Consider the following 22,548-nt stretch of genomic DNA (forward strand, 5'->3'; position numbering starts at 1 on the left):
CCCGCCTAGCCCACGGCCCGCGGGACCTTCGCCTCGCGGAGGATGTCGTCGATGCAGTCGTCCGCCGTGACGCCCTCGATCTCGGCGTCCGGGTGGAGGATGAGCCGGTGCCGCAGCACCGCGGCCGCGAGCGACTTCACGTCGTCCGGGACCACGAAGTCGCGGCCCTCGCTCGCCGCCAGCGCGCGCGCCGCCGCGAGCAGGCCGATCGAGCCGCGCGGCGACGCGCCGAGGTAGACCGAGCGGTGCGCGCGGCTCCGGCCGACGAGGTCCGTGATGTACCCGAGGATGCCGTCGTCCACGCGCACGCCGAGGACCGCGGCGCGCATCGCGAGGAGCTCCTCCGCGGTGACCGCGCGCGGGAGGTCGGCGTCCGCGAGGCGCGCCGCGTTGAACCCGCGGGCGTGGTTCTCGAGGATGCGCCGCTCGACCTCGGCGGACGGGTGGCTGACCTGGAGCTTGAGCAGGAACCGATCGAGCTGCGCCTCGGGCAGCGGGTAGGTGCCCTGCGACTCGATCGGGTTCTGCGTGGCGATGACGAAGAACGGCTCGGGCAGCGGGCGCGTCACGCCGTCGGTGCTCACGGCGAGGTCCTGCATCGCCTCGAGGAGCGCCGACTGGGTCTTCGCCGGCGCGCGGTTGATCTCGTCGGCGAGCAAGAGCTGCGTGAACACCGGCCCGGGCGAGAAGACGAAGCGGTCCTCCTTCTGGTGGAAGACGTTGCCGCCCGTCACGTCGCTCGGCATGAGGTCGGGCGTGAACTGGATCCGCTTGAAGGTGCAGCCGAGCACGCGCGACAGCGCGCGGACGAGCAGCGTCTTGCCCAGCCCCGGCACGCCCTCGATGAGCACGTGCCCTCCGGCGAGGATGGCGATGAGCGTGTGATCGACGATCTCGTCCTGGCCCAGGAGGACCTTGGCGACCTCGCCGCGGATGGCCTGAAAACGTTCCTTGAATTCGGCGATGTTCATTCGGATCCGTTGTCCCGCTGCGCTCGCGCGCCGGAAGAAGAAGGAGGAGGCGGGGCGGCGCCCGCGGGCCCGGGCGCGCGGCGCGCGTGGACGGGGGCTCGGCCGCGCGCCGCGCCCCTGCCGCTGCCGAGCATCGCCAGCATCCCGTCCAGCCGGCGCATCAGCTCGAGGTGGTGCGCGTTTTCGGCGGCGAGCGCGGCGAGCGCGGCGCGCCCGGCGCGCGTGGAGGGGGGCCCGGCGGGCTCGCGCGCGCCCTGCGCCTCCACCAGCACCTCGACGATCTCCCGCTCGGGGCGGCCGGTGCGCACGGCGATGGCCTCGGCGAGCGGGACGATGCCCGCGCCCGGCCGGCGCTGGACGCGCTCCCGCAGCCGGTCGAGCGCCCAGCCCGCGTAGAGGCCGCTCACGTGCGCCGCGGCCCGCGCGGCGCCGTAGCAGCGCCCGAGCGCGCGGACGTGATCCACGAAGGCGCGGCGCGCCTGCGCCGGCGGATCGCGCAGCGCGCCGAAGGCCCGCCCCTTCCAGAGCAGCAGCAGCGCCGCGAGCGCGAAGAGCTGGAGCAGCGCCGGCGTGAGGTGCGCCTCGCGCAGCGAGTCCATCGGCGTCGAGGCGCCCGCGCCCGTCCAGCCGTCGCAGAGCTCGACGGGGCGCTCGAACGACGCGAGCAGGTCTACGAGGAAGGCGCCGTTGTCGCCCGCCGTGAGCGCGATGTTCGTGAACAGGGCGCCGTCGGCGAAGACGATCGCCGCGCCGTCCCCGATCGACTCGTACACCGCGTAGGTCGATCCGGCGCCGTCGCCCGGGCCGCCTCCCGCGCCGGACCCGCGCGCGCGCTGGAGCAGCGGCAGCGCGCCGATCACCTCGTCGTCTTCCTCCGCGGCCGCGTCCGGCGCCGCCTTGGCCTCGATCCGGAGCGCCGCCTGGGTCGGGACCACGAGATCCCTGTCCTTGTCGATATCGAGGACGAGGTGGGCCGGCGGGACGACGCGGACGCCGGGCGGCTCGCCCGCGCCGACGAACCGCCGCGCCGACGTCCACTCGGGCGGCAGCTCGACGCCGGCGGCGACGAGGATGCCGCCCCGCCGCACCCACGCGAGAATTTTCTCCCACGTCACCGGCTCGATCGCGGCCCCGCGGAGCAGCACCAGCGTCGCGTCGTCGTCGCCGAGCGCGGACAGCGACCTGGTCCGGCGCCGGTTCTCGACGCCGCTCGCGGAGAGCAGCTCGCCGATCGCGCGCGTGCCCGACGGCGACGTGTCTTCCCGGAGCGCCGCGCGCGGCAGGCCGTTGCACGACGCGCCGCCTGCGGTGAGGAGCAGGCCGAGCAGCGCGGCGCCGAGCGCGCGGGTCGCGAGCGGCGCGACGCGCTCGTACACGGATCGGTAGAGCGCCTGCGTCGCCGGCGCGGCGCCGAACTGCGCGCGCTCGACGTCCTTGCAGACGTCGCGGACCGCCGCCTGCAGCGGCGCGCGGCCGCGGAGCGCGCGGACGTGGTCGCCGTTCGTGCGCCACGGGTGCAGCTCGATCAGCCCCTCCCCCTCGAGCCGGCGCAGGAGGGCCGCGTGGGCGTGGGCGAGCGCCCGGTCGTAGTCGCCGCGCGCCGCCGCGGCCTCCGCGCTGGCGAGCAGCCGCCCGACGTCGGTCTCCATCGCCCGCGTCTGAGCATCGCGCAGCTCCGCGGCTTCCTGTCCGGCGGGCGCCTCCGGCTCGTCCTCGTCGTCCCGCCCGTCGCCCTGGCGGCGCGACGCCCTCCACAGGAGCCACCCGACGGTCGCGGCGCCCGCGGCGACCAGGGCGAAGAAGACCACCATGGCGAGGCCGCTGAGCGCCTCCGGCAGCCGGAGCTTCAGCCACGGCTCGGGCGGCTCGCGCGGCGCCTCGGCGTCGGCCCCGCCCCACGGCCTCGCGCGCAGGCGGCGCGCCAGCGAGCCGTCGGGGTCGCTCGCGGCGGCCTCGCAGGCCTTCGGCAGCGCGGGGCACACGTCGCTGCGCTCGCCGACGAGGGGGCACCAGCCGCGCTCCTCCAGGAGGAGCGGGTAGCGCTCGTCGTGGCAGAACTGGTAGGTGTCCTCGCCGAGGACCGGCCCGACGGCGGCGCCGCCGACCTGCGCGCTGCTCAGCGCGACGAGCAGGGCCAGCGTGTGGCTCACGCCGCCTGCCCCCGCGACGCGGCGTGGTCTGCTGGCTCGCCCTGCTCGGTCCGCGACGCCGCCTCGCGCTCCGCGATGGCCATGAAGCGGACCTGCACGTCCCAGCCGTCCGAGCGCGTGCGCAGGTCGATGTACTGGAGGAACCGCGTCGTCGCCACGAGCGGCGACGACGCGAAGAGCCCGAGGATCGCGTAGGGCGTGCCGCCCTCGCCGTAGAGGGAGCCGAACGGCTTGCCGAGCTGCAGCAGGCCGTCGACGAGCGCCTGACCGAAGAGCTCGGCGCCCGCGACACACGCGGCCTGCGCGGCGAGCAGGAGCAGCAGCGCCGTCAGGCCGCCGTGGCCCCGCACGAGCTGGGCGCTCCGCCGCACCGACGCGATCGGCCCGGCCTGCTCGAGCAGCGACGCCTCGTGCTGGAAGAGCACGGCGGCCCAGGCGAAGGGCAGCGGCAGGAGCAGCGCCAGGCACGCGGCGGCGAGCAGGGCGCGGCTCACGAGCAGGGCGCCCACGTACGACGGGAGCCGCCGCGCGAACGCCGCGAGCGCCGCGCGCGCCGGGAGCGCCTCCGCGAACAGCAGCCGGCTCGCGAGGATCGTGAACGCGCCCTGCGCGATCGCGGCGAGCGCGACGGCGGCGAGCCACGTCGCCCACCAGGGCCAGTCGAGGGCGTAACGCAGCGCGAGGCACGCCGCCGCGCCGGGCAGGAGCACGAGGGCGCCGAGGCGGAGGTAGAGCTTCGCGTGGGCCACGCCGAAGCGGCAGGCGAGATCCATGACCTCGCTCGCCGACCGGGGCCGGAGCACGATGGTGGCCCGGTCGAGCCTCATGGCCCCTCGCTCATGCGCCCTCGGCGCGGGCGGGGTCGCGCCCCGCGAGCGCGAAATAGAGCGCAACGAGCAGCGTGAAGAGGCCCGAGGCCGCCCATTTGACGGGGGCCGCCACCGCCGATGGCGACCAGAACCCCTCCACCACCGCGGCGATGAGGAGCATGAGCGCGGCGCCGAGCACGAGGTGGGCGATCTCGCGCGCCTGGCTCCTGAGCGAGCCGAGCCGCGTGCGCCCGCCGGTCGCGACGAGCGCATACCCCATCTGGAGCCCGGCCGCGCCGGAGATCACGATGGCTGTCAGCTCGAACGGCGCGTGACCGCAGATGAACGCCAGCATGTTGCCGCCCGAGCCCGACCGGATCACGTGGCCGAGGCTCGTGCCGATCACGAGCCCGTTGTAGACGAGGAAGAACACGCTGCCGGCGCCGAAGAGCACGCCGGTGGCGAAGCAGCGGAACGCGATACCGACGTTGTTGTAGACGTAGAAGCCCGCCATCCCCGCGTCGGCGCCCGTGGCGCGGCCGTCGGCGAAGCCCTGCGCATAGGCCTCGGCCATCTGCTCGAGCGCCGACGCGGGCATCACCTTGAGGGCGAAGTCGTTCGAGGCCATCGCGCCCGCCTGGCCGACGATCCAGGGGATCACGAAGAGCGCCGCCGACAGCGCGAAGAACCGGGCGCGCCTCCGGAAGGTGCGCGGGAAGTCGCGCGCGACGAGCCGGACGAGGCCGAGCCCGCGCCCGCCCCCGCGGGCGGCGCGCGCGCTGTAGAGGACGTTGTGCGCCCGGCCGGCGAGGCCGTCGAGGTAGGCCGACAGATCGGCGGAGTAACGCGCGCCGCGGCAGCGCATCAGGTCTTTGCAGACGGCGCGGTAGAGCGCGGCGATACGCGAGATGTCCCGCCCGCCCAGCTTCTGGAGATCGTCGCCGCGGAGGAGCAGCGCGTCGAGCTCGCTCCAATCGGAGGATCGCGCGGCGACGAAGGCGTCCTGGGGCACCATCACTTCTTCTCGTGCGCGCGGCAGTAAAGCAGCTCCAGGAACCGCTGCGGATCCTTGTATCTCACGCCGATGCGGCGCGCATAGAGGGGAGCGGCCATCTCGGCGAGCTCCGCGGCGCGCGCCGCGGAGAGCTGCGGCGCGCGCCGGAGGAACAGCTCCAGCGCGTCGCGGTCCTCGCCGGAGAGCGGCAGGCGCTGCGGGAGCCGGGAGAGCTCCTTGGCCGAGGGCGGCGGGACCACGCGCACCGGCTCGGTCACGCGGTGACGCGCCTCGGCGATCACCATGGTCCCGGCCACCAGATCGCCGAGCCGGCGAAAGCGGCTGTCCAGGCCCATGACGAGCGCGCCGAGCGCGTAAGCGCTGGGCAGGAAGTCGGCCGCCCGGAGCAGGTTGCGAAGGACGCTATCGTGAAACTGGAGCGGCTGACCGGTGAGGCTGACGACCCGGAGGCCGACCGCCCTCTTGCCCGGGGACTGGCCGTTCCAGACGAAATCCCAGAAGACGAAGTATCCCCACTCCAGCACGAAGAACACGAGGAGCAGAATCCCGATCGACGCCTGCCCGAGCTCGCTCCCCATGCTGTACCCGGCGATCAGCGCGATCGCGCCGAGGAGCGACATGACGAGCCCGCGGACGAGGAGGTCGACGGCGTACGCGAGCCCTCGCCGCGCGGGGCCGGCGATACGGTAGGAGAAGCGCACGTGCTCCGGCGTCTCGATCTCGGCGGAGGTGTCCAGCGGCGCCTCGTGGCGCTGCCGCGGCGGCGCTGGACGACTCAGCGCCACGGGCGCAGCGCCATGCGCTCAGCGAAAGCACCGTCGCCGATCCCGCCCATTTCGCCGCGCAACTCACGCCCTGTATACATTGCCGTCCGCCGCCCTGGAGGTCGCGACAGTCGAGGAGATCAAAACGCGCGGCGCATGTCAAGGGCACCCCCGGAAACCGGCGCGCGAGTCGTCGACGTCCACCACACGCGGCCACGACGCCCGCGCGGCCACACGCCGCCGCGATGATGATGTGCTCTGACGTTTTTGTTGTTGCGCCCCTCCGCACGATCCGTTCGTCTCCGGATCATGGACTACGTGAATCCGTATGCCCCCCCGCAAGCAAATATCCACATGGTCGCGCCGGAGCACGCCGGAGCTCCGATTCCGTGGTCCCCTGGAGAGGTGCTCTCCGAGGCCTGGGGCCTTGTGAAGCGGCACTGGCCCGCGCTCGTGTTCGGCCTGCTCATCGTCCAGATCCTCGCCGCGATCCCTGGACAGATCTCCACGATCCTCAAGGCGGCCGGCGCGGTGGACGACACGACGGCCGCGGTGATCGGCCTGCCGCTGAGCATCATCGGCATGATCCTCGGAATGTACTTCCAGGGCGGCGTCATCAAGATGTACCTGACCGCCATCCGCGGCGGCACGCCGCAGCTCGGCGACGTCTTCAGCGGAGGCGGCGCGACCGGTCGCCTGATCGGGGCCAGCTTGCTGACGGGCCTCGCGGTCGTCGGCGGCATGCTCGCGCTCCTCGTGGGAGCGTTCATCGTCGCGTTCGGCTTCATGCTGGCGCCGTATTTCGTCGTCGACGCGGGCAAGGGTTCCGTGGAATCGATGCGCGACAGCTGGCGCGCCATGAAGGGGAACAAGGGGAAGGCCTTCGTGCTCTCCCTCGCACTCTGCGGCCTCGCGCTGCTCGGCCTGCTCGCGTGCGGCGTGGGCCTGTTCGTCGTCATGGCCATCGGCCAGGCGGCGGTCGCCATCGTGTACACGCGCGTCAGCGGCAGGACCGCCCCCGCCCGGCTGTAGGGCGCCGCGCGCTCACCAACAGCGCTCACCGGCCGCGCTCACCGGCCGCACTCACCAACAGGGCTCACCGGCCGAGGCGGCGCGGCGCGGCGCTCGCCGCGCGCCGGACGCTGGCGGCCCTGGCGACGTCGGCGCGCGACGCGAGCAGCGCCGCGGCCGCCGCCCAGGCGGCGAGCGCGAGCTCGTCCAGCGTCCACGCGGTCGTGGTCGCGGCCGCGACCGCGGCGAGCACCGAGAGCAACACCCGGCTGCTGTCGCGGCCGTCCTGCCGCTCGGCCCAGCGGACGCAGCCGAGCGCGATCCCGGACAGGAGCAGCCCCGCGAGCCCCGCGCCCGCGAGCAGGCGCAGCGCCATGGCGGGCGCCGCGCGGGTCAGCGCGGCGGTCGCCGCCCCGTGCCCCAGGGCGAGCGCCACGGCCGGCGCGGCGACGGCCGCCGCGCCGGCGCCCGCCCGGAGCGGGGCCGAGGCGCCGCAGGCGTCGAGCAGCCACGCCATCCGCCGCTCCTCGCGCAGCACCGGACCGGAGAAGCCCGCGCTCGCGCAGAGGGCGAACGGCGCGAGCGCGACGAGGGACGCCGCGGCGAGCGGCGCGCCCGCGAGCGGCTCGCTCGTCCGGATCCAGGCCGCCGCGGCGAGCGCGCCCACCGCGGTGAGCGCGAGGCCGCGCACGAGCACCGCGCGGTGGCCGCGCAGGAGCGCCGCCAGGTAAGCGAGCGAGAGCGAGAGGAGCGCCCCCGACGCGCCGGGCACGGCGCCCCACACGAGCGCGGGCGCGCGGCCCGCGGGGACCTCCGGCGCGCGGACGAACGCCGCGCGCAGCCCGACCGCGAGCGCGGGCGCGGCGCAGGCCAAGAGGAGCGGCGCCGGCGCCCCGAGCAGGACCGCGCCGGCGAGCAGCGATAACGCCGCCATCTCGCGCCCGCCGCGCGGCCGGGCGAGGAGCATGCAATGCGCCGCGAGCGCCGACACGCAGGCGGCGGCGCCGGCGAGCGCGCCGGCGCCGAAGGCCCAGAGCAGGACCCAGGGGAGCTCGGCGATCGAAAGGAGCAGCGCGTGGGCCGAGAGCAGGTGGACGCGCGGCACCGGCAAGGTCCGCAGGAAGAAGGCGGCCGGCGCGCGGAGCAGCGCGCGCGCCGCGGGCGCCCCGAGGAGCAGCCACGCCGCCCACAGCGCGACCCGGAACACGAACGACTCGCCCGCGAGTCCGGTCAGCTGCGCGGGGTGCATCCCGTTGCCCCCGAACACGATCGCCGCGACGAGCCCTACCCCCATGTAAAGCGGCATGGCGCGCGCGAAGGCGTCCTTGCCGGCCGTCGAGGCCAGGGTGCACACGATGAGGGCGAAGCGGCGCAGCACGTCACCGGCTTCTAGCCATGGCAGGCCGCGGCTCGCCATCGGAAACATCTGTCCGCGCCGGGCGGCGCCGTGCTTCTCGTGCGCTGGAGTCGAAGCGACAACGTCCTTGGATGAGAATCGATGGCCCCTGGAGGGAATGGCCGGCGAGCGACGGTCACGCGCGCGAACACCGCCGACCTGCTGCACCCAGCCGGTGTCTCGCGGCGATCCGAAGAGGTAGACTCGCCCGCGTGAGTCGCTCTCCTGGGCGCCGCGGCGCCACCTCCGCGCAACTCTCGCTCTTCGGTGAGGCGCCGGGGCCCGCGGCCGGCGCCGCGCCGGGCTCGCCCGCGGCCGACGGGGCCGGCGCGGCCGATGTCATGGCGGCGGTCTACGAGGACGCCGCCCGCGTCGCGGCGCGGCTGCCGACCGGCGTGCACCTCGGCACGAGCTCGTGGAGCTTCCCCGGCTGGCAAGGCCTCGTGTACGCCCGGCAGCAGAGCACGGAGGAGCTCGCCCGCGACGGCCTGGCCGAGTACGCGCGTCACCCGCTGCTCACGACGGTGGGCGTCGACCGGAGCTTTTACGCGCCCATCCCCGACAGCGACTTCCTCCGTTACAAGGCGCAGCTGCCGGACGGCTTCCGCTGCGTCTGCAAGGCGCTGCACGCGGTCGTGTCGCAGGTCCAGCAGCGCTCTCAGCCCCCCTCGGACGAGGGCGAGGGATCCGCCGCGAGCCGCGGGCGCCCCGAGCCGAACCCGGACTTCCTCTCGGTTCCTCTCTTCCTCTCGCGCGTCGCCGCGCCCCTGCTCTCGGTGTTCCGCGCCCACGCGGGGCCGGTGCTGCTCGAGCTGCCCCCGGTCGGCCCATCGTATCGCCTGCCGCCGCGCGAGTTCTTCGACCGGCTCGACGCCTTCCTCGGCGCGCTGCCGCGCGAGCTCGCCTGTGCCGTCGAGCTCAGGGAGCGCGCCTACCTCACCGGCGAGTACCGGGAGATCCTCGGGGCGCGCGGCGTCGCCCACACCTACAGCTACTGGCGCAACATGCCGCTCCCCGGCGCGCAGGCGGAGGTGGTGCCGGTCTCGAACGCCCCCTTCGCGGTCGTCCGGCTCCTGCTCAAGCCAGGGCGCCGCTACGAGGCGGAGCAGCGGCGATTCCACCCCTTCGACAAGGTGGTCGAGCCCGACCCCGCGATGCGCGAGGACGTCGCGCGCATCGTGTGCGAGGCGGCGGCGCTGGGCGTCGAGAGCTTCGTCCTGGTCAACAACAAGGCCGAGGGCAGCGCGCCGCTCACGGTGCGCGCGATCGCCGAGGAGGTCGCCGAGGCGTGGCAGGGCCGCGCGGCGGGCGCGACGGCGTGATCCGGGGAGCGCGGCTCGCCGGGTCCGCCCGCCGCTCGGCCCGCCGCGCTCTCCAGAGCACCCCGCGCGCCCCGGGCTCCGCTCCGAGGACAGGCTGGAAAGCGGCCCGGTGCGGGTTGCGTCCGGGCCGGCCCGCCGCGCTCCCCAGGATCACGCGGCCCGAAAAGGCTCTCCTCTCCGCGGCATCCGTGCAACACCTCGGCGCGCCGCGAGCCGCGCCCCCGCGCGCCGGGCCGCGGCGAACGACGCGCACAACGTTGGAGATGCCCAGTGAAACACCGTGAAGCTCCGGCCCGGGCCGATGTCGTCATCGTCGGCGCGGGCCACAACGGCCTCGTCGCCGCCGTCCTCCTCGCCCGCCGCGGGCTCGACGTCGTGGTGCTCGAAGAGAAGGACGTCGTGGGCGGCGCGGTCAAGACCGAGCACCCCTTCACCAAGGCGCCTGGGCTCGGCGTCTCGAGCGGCGCCTACCTGCTCGGCCTCGCCCCGCCCGAGCTGCTCCGCGACCTCGGCGTCGCGTTGCCCCTCCGGCGGCGCGATCCGCACTACTTCCTCCCGACGACCGACCGGCGATACCTGCTCTTCGGCTCGGATCACGCCGCGATGAAGCGGCAGTTCCTCGAGTTCTTCTCCGAGCAGGACTGGGAGGCGAACAGCGCGCTCCAGGCCGAGCTCGCCGCGCTCCGGGACGACATCGCGCCGACCTGGCTCGAGGAGCCGCTCTCCATCGAGGAGACCGCGGAGCGCTACGTGCGGCCCGCCCTGCGGCAGACGTTCGTTTCGCTCTGCCGGGGCACGATCTCCGACTACCTCGCGCGGTTCCGCTGGAAGAGCGACCTCCTCCAGGCGATGTACGCCGCGACCGACGCGTTCTCGGGGCTCGCGGGCGGCTTCGACACGCCCGGCACCGGGATGAACTTCCTCGTCCACAACATGTGCCGCCTCCCGGGCGCGGACGGGACGTGGATGATCGTCGAGGGCGGGATGGGCACGGTCACCCGCCTGTTCGCCGAGCGGGCCAGGGCCGAGGGCGCGACGATCGTCACCGGCGCCCGCGTCGCGCAGATCGAGTCGTCCGGCGGCGCCGTCGCCGGCGTGCTCCTCGAGGACGGCACGCGCATCGCGGCGCGGGCGGTCGTCTCGAACGCCGACCCGTTCCGCACGCGCGCGCTCGCCGGCGAGGCGGCCATCGGTCCGGCGCTGTCGCAGCGGCTCGACGCGCTCGCGAGGGACGGCTCGACGCTCAAGGTCAACATGGCCCTGACCGGCCTGCCCAGGTTCACGTGCCTGCCGGAGGACCGTGGGCAGTTCGGGCCGACGATCCACCTCCTGCCGGACGAGGACGTCGTGATGGACGCGCTGCGGCAGGCCCACCGCGACGCCATGAGCGGGCGCCTGCCGGAGTTCCCGGCGATCGAGTGGTACTTCCACACGCCGATCGATCCGAGCCTGCGCGACGCGGAGGGCCACCACAACGCGGCGCTCTTCGTGCAGTGGGTCCCCTACGCGCTCGAGGGCGGCGCGTCGTGGGCCGACGCCGCGCCGCGGTACGTGAAGCACCTGCTCTCGATCTGCGATCGCTTCGCGCCGGGGATGTCGGATCTCGTGCTGGACACGTTCACGCTGGCGCCGCCGGACATCGAGCGGCACTTCGGGATCACGCGCGGGCACATCCACCACATCGACAACGGCTTCGGCTTCGCCGATCGCGTGCCCTACCGGTTCGGGCTCGCCGGGCTCTACTCGTGCAGCGCCGGCACGCACCCGGCCGGATCGGTGATCGGCGCGGCGGGGCACAACGCGGCCAGGGCCGCGCTCGCCGACCTGGGGAAGTGATCCGCGCGGCGCTACCCGCCGACGCCCGGACCGCCGCCGACCCCAGCACCGCCGCCGGCCCCCGGATCGCCGCCGACCCCAGCACCGCCGCCGGCACCCGGATCGCTGCCGGCCCCAGGACCGCCGCCGGCCCCAGGATCGCCGATGCCCGGGCCGCCGCCGACCCCAGCACCGCCGCCGGCGCCCGGATCACCGGCCCCCGAGGCGCCGCCGGCGCCCGGATCGCCGCCGACCCCGGCGCCTGGGCCCTCGGGGCCCTGCTCGCCGTCGCTTCGCCCGCCGGTGCCCTGCTCCCCATCGCCAGCCTGGTGCCCGTTGACGCCCTCGCTGCCGCCCTGCGCGCCAGGGGGCGTCGGAGGCGGCTCCGAGGGCGGGCTCGGCGGCGGAAGGCCCGACGGCGATGGCTCGCTGACACATGCGGCGCCGGCGAGCGCGAGCAGGAGCAAAGGCAGCGGCAGGAGCAGCTCCCGCAAGCTCGTGGAGGACGTCGAACGCATATCGTTGCACCCTTCCTTCCCTGGTTCCGTTTCCGGACCACATGGAGCGGGGGCGGTCCCATGACCAGTGTCCCGAGCACCCAAGGCGTGCACCCGGCGCTCACCATCGAAGGATCGGATGCAGCGCGGGCGGACCACGCTCGCCGGCCGGTGTGCAGGTCCCGTCGCCTCGGGTCACGATCCCTCGGGCGACCCCTCCACGGGCGAGCCCCCCAGGTCCGCCCCGGGCCGGGCGATCACGCCGCCGCGCGCACGACACGTCCCTGCGTCGTCACCACGGCGCGCTCGAGCGGCGCGGCGGCGTCCACGCCGACCCGCGCGCCCGGCCACACCACGCACCCGCGGAGCGCCCCGGCCCCCTCGACCCGCGCTCCCGCGCCGACGACGCTGCCCGTCACGTCCACGCCGTCGGCCACGGACGCCCCCGGGCCCACGTAGCTCTGCAGCGCGCGCCCGGCGAGCCAGCGCGCGCTCGCCGCGAGGTAGGCGGCGAGCGTCCCGATGTCGTGCCACGCGGCGGGCGCCGCGGCCGTCGCGAGCGCGCGCCCCTCGCGCAGCCACGGCAGGTAGACGTCCCCGACCATGCAGCCGCGCGGCGGCAGCCGCCGCCGGAGCGGCTCGCCGATCACGTGCACGCCCACGAAATCGCCGCCCGCGACCTCCTCGCCGAAGCGCTCGCCGCGCAGCCGGACCACCTCGCCCCGCGCGCCGACGCCCACCGTCCCCTCCCCGGCCGGCCGCGGCGCGACCGCGAGCGTCGCGGCGGCCCCGCGCTCTCGGTGCGCCGCGCAGAGCGCCGCCACGTCGAGGTCGATCAGGATGTCGCCGTTCCAGAGGACCACGTCCCCGTCGCCGAGCGCGCCCGCCGCGTTCGCGAGGCCCCCGGCGGTGCCGAACGGCTCCGGCTCGTGCAGGACCTCCACCGGCACCGGGAACGCCGCGAGCAGATCGAGCGAGAAGCGCTCGGCGAGGTGGGACTTGTTCAGCGCGACGCGCCGGACGCCGCCCGCGACGAGCCGCTCGGCGATGTGCGCGACGAGCGGGCGATCCCCGAGCCACAGGAGCGGCTTCGGCAGCTCGTCCGTGAGCGGGCGGAGCCGGGTCCCGAGCCCCGCCGCGAGGATCATGGCAGCGGTCATGCGCCCCATGTTCGCCGCTCCGCGGGGATCGTCCAAGAAATCGAGGCGGCGCTCACTCGCCCCGCTCGAGCAGCTCCCGCGTCGCGCGCTCGAGCAGGTCGTGCGCCGACGCGTCGTCCTTCTCGAGGCGCGCGACGCCGATGCGGATGTTCATCCGGAAGGGCATCGACGGGATGCGCCGGGCGCGGTGCTGGCGCACCTTCTCGCCCAGCACCTTCGCGAACGCGGACGCGCGCGTCCGGCCGATCCCGGGGCAGACGATGGCGAGGATGTCGCGGCGGTAACGCCCGAGCAGCCCGCCCTCCGGCACGTAGATCCGGACGACCCGCGCGAGGTCGCCGAGGATGCGGTCGACCCGCGCCCGACCGTGCTTCTCCTCGATGCCCTGGAGGCCCTCCACGCCGATCAGCAGCAAGGACAGCCGCTGGGTGCCCTGCTCCTTGGCGCGCTGGACCTCCTTCTTCAGGAACGCCCGGAGCCGCTCCTCGTGAACGACCGCGGCCAGGTCGTCGTTGCGATGCCCCGCCTCTGCGGTCTTCGGCGCGGCGTCCGCGGCCTTCGGCCCGGCGTCCCCGGGCCTCGGCGCGCCGTCCCCGGCCTTCGGCCCGGCGTCCCCTGGCCTCGGCGCGCCGTCCCCGGCCTTCGTCCCGCCGTCCGCGGCCTTCGTCCCGCCGTCCGGAGGTGTGGGGGCGCGGCGAGGCCGCTCGTCGAGATCGATCCCGCGGCGCGACGAGGGCGGAGGGATGCTCGAGGGGCCGGGCGCCGGCGGGGGCGTCGACGGGGCGGCGGCGCCGAGGGCCTCGGTCATCAGGGAGACCGCGGTGGTCGCGCGCTCGAACCGGTCCTTCGGATCGAGCGCCGTCGCCTGCTGGAACCAGGCGTCGAAGGCGGGCGGCAGCTTGACGCCGCGCCGCCGCGCGGCGCGCGCGCTCGGCGGCTCGGGCAGGCCGCCGGTCATGCGCTGGAGCAGCGCGAAGATCGACGGCGAGACCCTCGCCTCGGTCAGCCAGTAGGCGCTGCCCACGAGCAGCGTGAACGCGACGTGGCCGAGCGCGTGGATGTCGGCCTTCGGCCCGATCGCGCCGTCGCCGCGGATCTGCTCGGGGGCCATGTAGAGCGGCGTGCCGACCAGCGCCGTGCGCTCCGCCATGCTGCTGTGCGCCGCGATCTTCGCCAGGCCGAAGTCGAGGATCTTGACGCACGGCGAGCCGTCGTCGCGCCTCGTCACGAACAGGTTCTCCGGCTTGAGGTCCCGGTGGACGATGCCCGCCGCGTGGGTCTTGTCGAGCGCGCGCGCGACCTGGGACAGGTAGAGCACCACCTCCCCCGCCGGCAGCGGGCCGCGGCGCGCCGAGAGCCCCCCGAGCTCCTCGCCCTGGAGGAGGTCCATGACGAGGAAGGGCATGCCGGAGTCGGCGTCGATGCCGGCGTCCGAGACCGGGACGATGTGGTCGCTCTCGATCCCGCCGGTGATCTTCGCCTCCTGGGTGAACCGGGCGCGCATCGCGGGGTCCTGGATGGATCCCGGGAGCATCACCTTGAGCGCGCGGCGGCGGTCCGTGACCTCGTCCACGACCTCGTACACCGCGCCCATGCCCCCCGCCTTGATGCTGCGGACGACGCGGTATCGCCCGTGGAACAGCGCGTCGGGCGTGAACGGTGCGAGGGTCGGCGGGGCCATCGAAGATGATCGGGCCACGAGAGGATAGATCGGACCGGGCCGGAGCCGGTCACCCTTTGCGCTGGAGGGTGGGCGGCGTCGGACGCCTCGAGGGCAGCGGGCGCCGCGTCGAGACCGCCGCGAGCGCAGCGGGCGCCGGACGGCGCGCTCCCGCGTGGAGCGCGCCGTCCGGCGCCCCGCGACGGCAGCCTCCGCCCGCTTGCGTCATGGACGCGATCCGTCGCGTGCTGCGGCCGCGCGACGCGGTGATTCGCCGCTCCTCCTGGGGTCGGGCGCGGCTGAAAACTCGACGCCCCCGGCGGCCGCGTGGTAGCTCCGCCGTGTGGGTTCGCACGCGCTCGCCGTCCTCTCCGCCGTGAGGCGGAGCTCCGCCTCCTGGGCCGCGGCCGGGCTGCTCGGCCTCGGCGCCGCAAGCCTCGCCGCGCAGAGCTGCGGCACCGACGCCGTCGGCGTCGACGCCTGCCGGCAGATCGAGCAGGCGCGGTGCGAGGCCGCGGCCGCCTGCGACCTCGACGAGGCGCAGGTGAAGTCCTGCTCCGAGTTCTACTGGGACCAGTGCCTGCACGGCATCGAGCACGCCGTCGACTTCGACGAGGGCGTGAAGCACGCCGCGAGCGACCCGACGAACGAGCAGGTCGAGGCCTGCGTCGCCGCGGTCCGCGCGACGCGCGACTGCGCCAGCGCCGGGGTCGCCTCGATGGCCGAGTGCTCCGCCGCGCCGCTCGCGGCCGGTGAGGATCTCGGGATCACGCCTTGCTACGTGATCAGGAAGCGAGCGCATGCGCTCGATGCCTGCACGTTCGTCGTCCAGCCGCCCGAACCGGGCAGCTCACAGGGGGGCGGCGAGGGCGGCGGCGGTGGTGCCGCCAACAGCGGCGGTGACGGCGGTGGTGGTGCCGGCGGCGACGGCGGTGGCGGCGGTGGCGGCGCGCCGGGTAGCAGCGACGGCTAGGCGTCGCTTCGGTGAAGCGCCCGACGCGGTGCACAGCATGCCCGGAGCGTTGAGCGTGCGATCCGGTTGGCCTTTGCCGAGCTCACGGATCGTTGTCTCTCTGAGCGGTCTTCTGTCCAGGATGAGCCAAGCGCGCGAACAGGGAGATCAGCTCCTCCACGAAAGCCCGGAGGTCGGCGGGTACAACGCCGCCAGGGACACGTGCGTCGTCCGCGATCTCGATCTGCGAAAGCACCCAGGCAAGGCTCGCCGGGGTCAGCCCGCCGTCCTTCCGTGCAGCGAGCGGCAACGCGGCCTCCACGCTCAAGCCGTTTCGATGGAGCGCATAGACATCGACAAGATCGCGGGGCTCCGAGCGCGACAGGAGCGTACAGAGCTTGTTGGCGAGGATCTCCTCCGGGACGTCCACCCGAACGTCACCGATGAACGGCTTGTTCGGGTACACCTGGACAGCGCGATCGAGGACCAAGTCGACGACCACCCGGTCACCGCCTCGCTTCACCAGCCTCCGGCGGAACTCGGGCGAGGTCTGGATGTTCTCGATCGTGGCGCCGCTCTCCTGGGCAGCCGCATTCAAGGCGAGATCGCCGGCGTCGAGACCACCCGATGCGCCGAGCGCTTCCTCGGTGGTGAACAGGTCCAGATCCGCCGTGCGCCGATGCCGGAGATAGAAACCCGCCAACGCCGCGCCCCCCGTCAGGAAGAAGCGCTGCTCACGCCGGAAGAAGCCCGCGAGGATCTCCGCCTGCAACGGGCTAAGCTGGCCGGTGCTCAAGCAGCCCCTCCTTGTGCCATCGATTGAGCAGAAACTCCCAGAAAGCCCGCCTCCGGCCGAGCTGCCGGGAGAGGGAGCTGAAGCGCGCGGCCACCTCCTCGGGGCTGGTGAAGCGCCAGACGTCCGGGTCGCGCGCTTCGCGCAGGATCTTCCCGAGGAGGCGATCGCGCTCCTGCGGAGACGCCGTCGCGAGCCGGCGGCGGACCTCGCTGACCGGCATGGGATCGTCCCACAGGAAATAAGGGATGGCGTTCTCGTCATCCAGATCGGACGAGAGCGGGACCGCTACCTCGGGGTTCGAGAGATCCGCTGGCATGGGAGGGCTGAGCCGCTCCTGCGGCACTGGAGGGCAGGTGCCGGAGGCTCCGGCGCAGCTCCGAGAATCCCTCCGGAGCCTGGGAACGGCATCGCGTCCACCTTGTCTCCTCGCGACCAAGAAAGCCAGCGGAGCGGCGGCGTTCCCTCAGGCAAGACGCGGCTGGACCGGGTTGCCGAGGGAAGAGCCCCGGTGGGTTCCCGGAGCGTCCAGCGGGCTTGGACGAGCAACCCCCCCTGCCCCCGTCGGCACGTGCATCCCCGCCCTGTTCGCCAGGACTTCTGCCCGAGGCACCCGCGGCAAGGCGATGCACGGCACCGCCGCCCCTCCGAGGCGCCCATCTCAACGCTTGAAACGACCCACTCGCCTCCCGAGTCGCCCGCCGCAACGCTTGAAACGGCCCTCTCGCCCTCCGAGTCGCCCGCCGCAACGCTTGAAACGGCCCTCTCGCCTCCCGAATCGCCCGCCGCAACGCTTGAAACGGCCCACTCGCCTCCCGAGTCGCCCGCCGCAACGCTTGCATCAAGCCTTGCAACGACCGGGGCCCCGCCCGGCCCCCCGGCGGCGCCACGTCACACGAGGTCGAGCAGCACGTCCGACAGCTCGTCCGTGAGCGCCGCCACGCCCGGCGCCCGCCGCTCGACCGCCTCGGTCAACGCCGCCGCCGCCTCCCGCACCCGCGCGAGCGCCGCGGCGTCGCCGCCGGGCCGCCCGAGCGCCCGCTCCGCGCGCGCCAGCATCGCCTTGGCCAGCGAGAGATCGCTCTCGGTGGCCCCGTCGTCCGGCCCGCCCTCGCCCGCCGCCGCCGCGCGCAGCGCCTCGATCTCGGCCTGATCGGCCGCGCGGCGGAACGCCGTCAGCTGGTAAGGGCTGTTCGCGATCTCCACGGCGGCGCTCGTGCCGGACGGCAGGTGCGTCGCCGCGACGTGGAGCACGCCCGAGAGGTCGAGCCGGAAGGTCACCTCGACCGGCGACTGCACAGGGCTCGGCGGGAGCGGCCCCACCCGGAGCTCGCCGAGCTGCGTGTTCATGCCGAGCCGGTGGTGCTCGCCCTGGGCGATCGGCAGGCTCGCCACCTCCTGATCCTCGTGCGTCGTGAACACCGTGGTCGTGCGCTCCACCGGGACCACGGTGCCCCGCGGGATCACCGGCGCGGCGTCGAGATCGTCGAGGCTCTCCGGCTCCTCGTGCGGGGGGAGCACGCCGACGCTCAGCGTGTGCGGCGTGATGTCGACCAGCACCTCGGCGATGCGCTCGCCCGCGATCCGCCCCGCGAGCAGCGACGCGCCGAGCGCGACGGCCCGGTCCGCGTCGAGATCGAGCTGCGCCGGCCGCCCGAGGTGCTCCGAGACCATCCTCCGGACGAGCGGCATCTTGCTCGATCCGCCCACGAGCAGCACGCGGTCGAGCTGCGCTGGGCGGAGCCTCGCGTCGCGCAGCGCCGCGTCGATGCACGCGAGCGTCCGCTCGACGAAGGGCCGCGCCGCGGCCTCCACGTCCTCCCGCGAGAGCGGCATGTCGAGGTGCGCGGCGCCCGCGCCCTCGCCGGTCAGGAACGGATCGAAGAGCCGCACCTCCTCCCGGTCCGACAGGGCGATCTTCGCGCGCTCGACCGCCTCGAGCAGGCGCGTCATCGCCCGCGCGTCGGCCTCGACCTGCGCCCGCGAAGGCCCGAGGCGCCCGAGCACGATCGACGTGATCGCGCGGTCGATGTCGTCGCCCCCGAGCCGCGTGTCGCCGCGGCTCGTGCGCACCTCGAGCAAGCCCTCGTCGTGCTCCAGGATCGAGACGTCGAAGGTGCCGCCGCCGAGGTCGTACACGAGGACGAGCTGCTCGGCCCCCGACTGGTACGTCAGCGCCGCCGCGGTCGGCTCGTTCACGAGGCGCTCCACCGTGAGCCCCGCGAGCTGGCCCGCGTCGCGCGTCGCCTGGCGCTGGGCGTCGTTGAAGTACGCGGGCACCGTGATCACCGCGCGCCGGGGCCGCTCCCCCAGCGCGGCGCCCGCGCGATCCAGCAAGGCGCCCAGGATGAGCGCCGAGATCTGGGGTGGGCTGAGCTCCCGCCCGCCGACGCGCCGCCGCACGTCCGTCCCCATCTGCCGCTTGATCGACAGCACCGTGCCCTCGGGGTCGAGCACGCGCCGGTTCTTCGCGGCGCGCCCGACCAGGATCTCGCCGCCCGGCAGCGCGCCGACCGCCGACGGCATGAGCTCGGCCCCGGTCGCGTCCGCGAAGAGCGCCGCCTTCCCGTCGCGCACCGCGCCGATGAGCGAGTTCGTGGTGCCGAGATCGATCCCTGCGATGTCCGTCATGTTCCTCCGTCGCCGCGTCGGCCCGTGTCCTCAAAATCCGCTGTGCTCTCGAGGAGATGCGGCGCCCTCCACCCCGGCCCCGCGGCGGGCGGCGCGCCCGTGGCGACGACGTCGGCCTCGCGCACGAGCCGGCCGCGCGCGGCGTAACCGGGCCGGATCACGTCCACGACCACCCCTTCGGGCTCCGCGCCCTCTGGCGGCCTCACCTCGACGACGCGATGCACCTCCGGATCCACGGCGACGCCGACGCGCCGATCGACGGTCACGCCGCAGCCCTCGAGCGCGGCGACGAGCTGCGCCCGCAGCACGCGCAGGCCCTCGGCGAGGGCGCCGAGCTCCGGATCCGGCTCCGCGCGCCGGCGAAATGGCCAGAAGCCGGCCCGCTCGGCCCGCGCGCGCCGCTCGACCATGGCCGACGCCTGCGCGACCGCGCGGTCGAGCGCGTCCGCGACCGGCAGGATCACGCCCAGCCAGGAGAGCTCCTCGGCAGGCCGCGGCGCGGCGTCTGTCGACGTGCTGCCGCGCGTGCCGCCCGCGCCGCGCGCGCCCTCGGCCGCGCGCCCTTGCTCCGCCGCGCGCGCGAGCGCCGTCACCTGCTCGAGGCACGACTCCGCCGCGGCCTGCGCCGCGACGGCCGCGCGCCCCTGGCGGCGCACCTCCCGGACGAGCTCGGCGAGGCGCGCGCCGATGTCCTCGGGGGGCGCGCCGGAGGGGGTCTCTTCCATCATCACGTCTTCCTTTCCTGGGGGGCGCAGAGCGCGTCGACGTCGAGCTGGGACGCGAGGGCGCGGAGCACCACCAGCGCGAGCGCGCCCGGCGGCAGCGGCTCCGGGGGCGCCGGGAGCGACGGCGGGGACACGGCCGGCGCCGGCCGGAGCAGGAGATCCCGCGCGCGGCGGCCGGGATCCGAGAGCAGCTCGTACGCCTCGCGCACCCGCCGGAAGCCCTCGGGATCGAGGTCCGGCGGGTGGGCGATCACCTCGCGCCGGTACGCGCGCTTGATGCTCGCGGCGCCGTCTTCCGGCCGCACGCCCAGCGTGTCGTAGGCCGCGAGGAAGAGATCGAGCACGCTCATGCGCTCCTCCGCGGGCGCCCCCGGCTCGGGCCGGAGGGGAACGGGATCTCGGCGTCGCCGAGCAGGCGCTCGATCAGCTGCTCCAGCTCGCGCGCCGACCGCGCCGACGGCCCCGCCTCCAGGATCTTGCGCGCGCGCGCCTCGATCGACCGGCGCTCGTCGGCGGTGAGCCGATCGAGCGCGCCGGGCGGGATACCGAGGAACGAGAGCAGCCCGAGCAGCGCGCTGGCTTCGCGCAGATCGTCGTCGCCGCCGTCCGCGCTCGCGCCGGGTGCGCCCTCCGCTTCTTCGAGGAGGCTGAACTCGGGCGCGAGCTGCGCGTCGAGCTCCTCCGCGGCGGCGTCGGGGCGCGGCGCCTTCAGCCCGGGCAGCGGCTCGTCCAGGACGTCGAGCCAGCCGAGCCCGCGGCGCGACGGGCGCCGCTCGCGCCGCCGGAGCGCCGCGAGCAGGCCGCGCAGGCGGGCGAGCTCGCTGTGCGGCCACGCCGCCGCGCCCAGCGCGATCAGGCGCTCCGCGACGGGCACGTCGCCCGCCGCGAGCGCGGCCTCCGCGAGCGCGGCGAGCGCCCCCGCGGCCCCCGCGCCGCCGCGCGCCTGCTGCGCCGCCTCGACGAGCGCGTCCGCGACGCCGAGGAGCCAGGACGCCGCGGCGAGCTTCATGAGCGCGGGGGGCGACGACCACCACGCGCGCACGGCCTCGACGAGCCGCGCGCGGCCCGCCGCGCTCCCGTCGAGGTCCGCCGCGAGCGAGACGCACGCGGCGTCGAAGGCGAGCTGCGCGGCGGGGTCGAGGGCCTCGCGGAGCGCCGCGGCCCGCGGCTCGATCGCGCCGACCTGGCTGCGCGCGGCGCGCGCGGCGCGGCGCAGCTCGGCGGCGAGCGCGCCCGCCGTGGCCGCGGAGGGGGCGAGCTCGGCGAACGGTGCGAGGTCCATGCGCCGCCCGCGGGCCTCGCGCGCCTCGGCCGCGAGCGCCGGGTCCCGCGTCGCCTCGGCCGCCTGCACGATCGCGGCGTCCGCGCCCTCGCGCCCGCCGCGCCGCTCCGCGAGCGCGATCTTCAGCCGCCATGCGTCGACGTCCTCGGGGCGGTCGGCGAGCACCTTGTCGATCAGCTCGAGGGCGCGCTCGGGTTGTGCCTCCGCGAGCAGGCGCGCCTCGATCAGGTCGGCGTCGCGGGCGAGGGCCCCCGAGGCCTTCGCCCGCCCCACCGCGAGCGAGGCGCGGGCGGCCTTCAGGTCGCCCTCGGCGCCCCAGGCCTCGGCCGCGATCAAGGCGGCGGCCGCCGCGAGCGGCGCCGCCGCGGGCGCGCGGGAGAGCGCGCGGGCGAGGTGATCGGCGGTCGCCGCGGCCTCTGCGCCCCGATCTCCGTGGCGCACGCCGCACTCGGCGCAGACGGCGCCCGCCTGAAGGACGGCGAGCTTCAGCTTGCCGCGCAGCGCCTCGATGAGGTCGCCCCCGAGGCCGATCGCCCGATCGAAGGCCCGCGCGGCCCGCTCCGGCTCGGCCGTGAGGCACGCGAAGCCCTCGTAGAGGCAGGCGGTCGCGCGGTCGTTCTCGTCGAACACGTCGGCGCCGAACCGCTGCGCCACGCCCAGCGCGGCCCGCTCCCCTGCCCCGCTCGCGCGCGCCGGCGGCGCCTGCACCGCGAGCGCCCGCGCCGCGGCCCGCGCGCGGGCGAGCTGCAGGGCGCGGTCGTCGAGCTGCAAGCGGCGCCCGAGGTCCAGCGCGAGGTCGGCGTTCGTCTCGCTGGCGGCGAGGACAAGCGCCTCGTGCGCCCCCGCCACGGCGCGGAGGGCGGAGGAGCCCGCGAGCAGCGGCAGCGCGGCGGAGAGCGGCCTGCCGGCGGAGCCATCCTGCACGTCGATGGCCGCCCTGATCTCGGCGGCGAGCACCGCCTTCCGCTGGCCCGGCGCGACGCGCTTCAGCAGCGCCCGCCCCGACGCGAGCTCGCCGCGCACGGCGGCCGCCACCGCCGCCGCGGCGGCGTGCAGCGCGCGCAGGCCGGCGCGCGGCGCGATCCGTACTGGATCCGGCGCGACGCCGCGCGCAGCCTCGACCAGCGGGCCCACCACGGCCTGGACCTCGGGGTCGCCCGAGGCGAGCTGTGCCGCCTCGGCGTCGTCCCCGAGCGCGAAGGCGGCGAGCGCCTGCTCGACGCGGAGCCGCGCGCTCCGGCCGGCCCCGGCCGCCGCGAGGCGCCGGGCGGCCCGGAGCTGCCCCGACCGCCGGAGCCGGCCAGCCAGCGCAACGGCGCTCTCGACGACCGCGCTCCCCGCGTCCTCCGGCGCCATCGCGCCGAGCGCGGCGGTGAGCTGCTGCGCCGCGAGCTCCGGGCTCCTGTCGGCGAGCGCCCGTATCGCTGCTGGATCATGCGCCGCGATCGCGCGCTGGGCCTGCCGCTCGCGTCGTTCACGCCTGCTGCGTTTCCCCATAAGCGAGGGGGGTTATAGTCAACCATGTTGTTTGAAGGAAGCGAGTTGGAGACGAATTCCGGCCTTAAAATACACGCTTCAACAAGCCGTTTCCCTGA

Annotated in this window: 19 protein-coding genes; 4 read left to right on the plus strand and 15 right to left on the minus strand. The window is 75.3% G+C overall.

The features are described from left to right. Positions 1-5: 5 nt before the first annotated feature. From WMF43_RS21925 to WMF43_RS21945, 5 genes are read right to left on the minus strand one after another with little or no spacing between them, the layout of a single operon-like run. The gene (locus WMF43_RS21925; protein ID WP_437683033.1) at positions 6-971 is read right to left on the minus strand and encodes an AAA family ATPase; all 966 of its coding nucleotides are present in this window, start codon (positions 969-971) and stop codon (positions 6-8) included. Further along, positions 968-3,121 (minus strand): DUF4350 domain-containing protein, encoded by a 2,154-nt coding sequence (locus WMF43_RS21930; RefSeq protein ID WP_437683035.1) that lies wholly within the window; start codon positions 3,119-3,121, stop codon positions 968-970. The genes WMF43_RS21925 and WMF43_RS21930 overlap by 4 nt, the downstream gene beginning before the upstream one ends. Further along, a complete protein-coding gene (locus tag WMF43_RS21935; RefSeq protein WP_437683037.1) occupies positions 3,118-3,948 on the minus strand; it encodes a hypothetical protein in 831 nt (276 codons plus the stop codon). The genes WMF43_RS21930 and WMF43_RS21935 overlap by 4 nt, the downstream gene beginning before the upstream one ends. A 10-nt stretch (positions 3,949-3,958) precedes the next feature. After that, a complete protein-coding gene (locus WMF43_RS21940) occupies positions 3,959-4,945 on the minus strand; it encodes a stage II sporulation protein M (RefSeq protein WP_437683038.1) in 987 nt (328 codons plus the stop codon). Next, positions 4,945-5,730: an RDD family protein gene (locus WMF43_RS21945; RefSeq protein ID WP_437683040.1), complete on the minus strand. Its 786-nt coding sequence runs from the start codon at positions 5,728-5,730 to the stop codon at positions 4,945-4,947. Before WMF43_RS21945 ends, WMF43_RS21940 begins: the two co-directional genes overlap by 1 nt. Before the next feature lie 297 nt (positions 5,731-6,027). Here WMF43_RS21945 and WMF43_RS21950 point away from each other — a divergent pair, with 297 nt between their 5' ends. Next, positions 6,028-6,741 carry a DUF975 family protein gene (locus WMF43_RS21950; RefSeq protein WP_437683042.1) on the plus strand — a complete coding sequence of 238 codons (714 nt, stop codon included), beginning with the start codon at positions 6,028-6,030 and terminating at the stop codon, positions 6,739-6,741. 64 nt (positions 6,742-6,805) lie between these two features. Here the strand turns inward: WMF43_RS21950 and WMF43_RS21955 are convergent, their stop codons facing one another. Beyond that, a complete protein-coding gene (locus tag WMF43_RS21955; RefSeq protein WP_437683044.1) occupies positions 6,806-8,098 on the minus strand; it encodes a hypothetical protein in 1,293 nt (430 codons plus the stop codon). Positions 8,099-8,328: 230 nt separating this feature from the next. Here WMF43_RS21955 and WMF43_RS21960 point away from each other — a divergent pair, with 230 nt between their 5' ends. Continuing rightward, positions 8,329-9,438, plus strand: a complete 1,110-nt coding sequence (locus tag WMF43_RS21960; protein WP_437683046.1) for a DUF72 domain-containing protein — start codon at positions 8,329-8,331, stop codon at positions 9,436-9,438. Between the two features lie 270 nt (positions 9,439-9,708). Next, complete coding sequence (locus WMF43_RS21965) at positions 9,709-11,274, plus strand: phytoene desaturase family protein (protein WP_437683048.1); 1,566 nt, start codon at positions 9,709-9,711, stop codon at positions 11,272-11,274. A gap of 11 nt (positions 11,275-11,285) precedes the next feature. Here the strand turns inward: WMF43_RS21965 and WMF43_RS21970 are convergent, their stop codons facing one another. From WMF43_RS21970 to WMF43_RS21980, 3 genes are all read right to left on the minus strand, one after another. Further along, on the minus strand, positions 11,286-11,771 hold the full coding sequence (locus WMF43_RS21970; RefSeq protein WP_437683050.1) for a hypothetical protein: 486 nt from the start codon (positions 11,769-11,771) through the stop codon (positions 11,286-11,288). Between the two features lie 236 nt (positions 11,772-12,007). Beyond that, positions 12,008-12,910 (minus strand): sugar phosphate nucleotidyltransferase, encoded by a 903-nt coding sequence (locus tag WMF43_RS21975; RefSeq protein ID WP_437683051.1) that lies wholly within the window; start codon positions 12,908-12,910, stop codon positions 12,008-12,010. A gap of 52 nt (positions 12,911-12,962) precedes the next feature. Then, on the minus strand, positions 12,963-14,591 hold the full coding sequence (locus WMF43_RS21980; RefSeq protein ID WP_437683053.1) for a protein kinase domain-containing protein: 1,629 nt from the start codon (positions 14,589-14,591) through the stop codon (positions 12,963-12,965). 322 nt (positions 14,592-14,913) lie between these two features. On the opposite strand from WMF43_RS21980, the gene WMF43_RS21985 reads away from it, so the two are divergent. Next, positions 14,914-15,543, plus strand: coding sequence for a hypothetical protein (locus WMF43_RS21985; RefSeq protein ID WP_437683054.1), 630 nt, complete (start codon positions 14,914-14,916; stop codon positions 15,541-15,543). A gap of 82 nt (positions 15,544-15,625) precedes the next feature. Here WMF43_RS21985 and WMF43_RS21990 read toward each other — a convergent pair whose 3' ends face one another. The 6 genes from WMF43_RS21990 to WMF43_RS22015 form a co-directional block, all read right to left on the minus strand. After that, the gene (locus WMF43_RS21990; RefSeq protein WP_437683056.1) at positions 15,626-16,318 is read right to left on the minus strand and encodes a nucleotidyl transferase AbiEii/AbiGii toxin family protein; all 693 of its coding nucleotides are present in this window, start codon (positions 16,316-16,318) and stop codon (positions 15,626-15,628) included. After that, the gene (locus tag WMF43_RS21995; RefSeq protein ID WP_437683058.1) at positions 16,299-16,634 is read right to left on the minus strand and encodes a hypothetical protein; all 336 of its coding nucleotides are present in this window, start codon (positions 16,632-16,634) and stop codon (positions 16,299-16,301) included. The genes WMF43_RS21990 and WMF43_RS21995 overlap by 20 nt, the downstream gene beginning before the upstream one ends. Positions 16,635-17,206: 572 nt before the next feature. Continuing rightward, positions 17,207-18,946: an Hsp70 family protein gene (locus WMF43_RS22000; RefSeq protein ID WP_437683060.1), complete on the minus strand. Its 1,740-nt coding sequence runs from the start codon at positions 18,944-18,946 to the stop codon at positions 17,207-17,209. Further along, complete coding sequence (locus tag WMF43_RS22005) at positions 18,943-19,674, minus strand: nucleotide exchange factor GrpE (protein ID WP_437683061.1); 732 nt, start codon at positions 19,672-19,674, stop codon at positions 18,943-18,945. Before WMF43_RS22005 ends, WMF43_RS22000 begins: the two co-directional genes overlap by 4 nt. Then, a complete protein-coding gene (locus WMF43_RS22010; protein WP_437683063.1) occupies positions 19,674-20,021 on the minus strand; it encodes a DnaJ domain-containing protein in 348 nt (115 codons plus the stop codon). Before WMF43_RS22010 ends, WMF43_RS22005 begins: the two co-directional genes overlap by 1 nt. Continuing rightward, positions 20,018-22,450, minus strand: a complete 2,433-nt coding sequence (locus WMF43_RS22015; RefSeq protein WP_437683065.1) for a hypothetical protein — start codon at positions 22,448-22,450, stop codon at positions 20,018-20,020. The genes WMF43_RS22010 and WMF43_RS22015 overlap by 4 nt, the downstream gene beginning before the upstream one ends. Positions 22,451-22,548: the final 98 nt, after the last annotated feature.

It is taken from the genome of Sorangium sp. So ce131 (genome assembly GCF_051519095.1).
Taxonomy (GTDB): domain Bacteria; phylum Myxococcota_A; class Polyangia; order Polyangiales; family Polyangiaceae; genus Sorangium.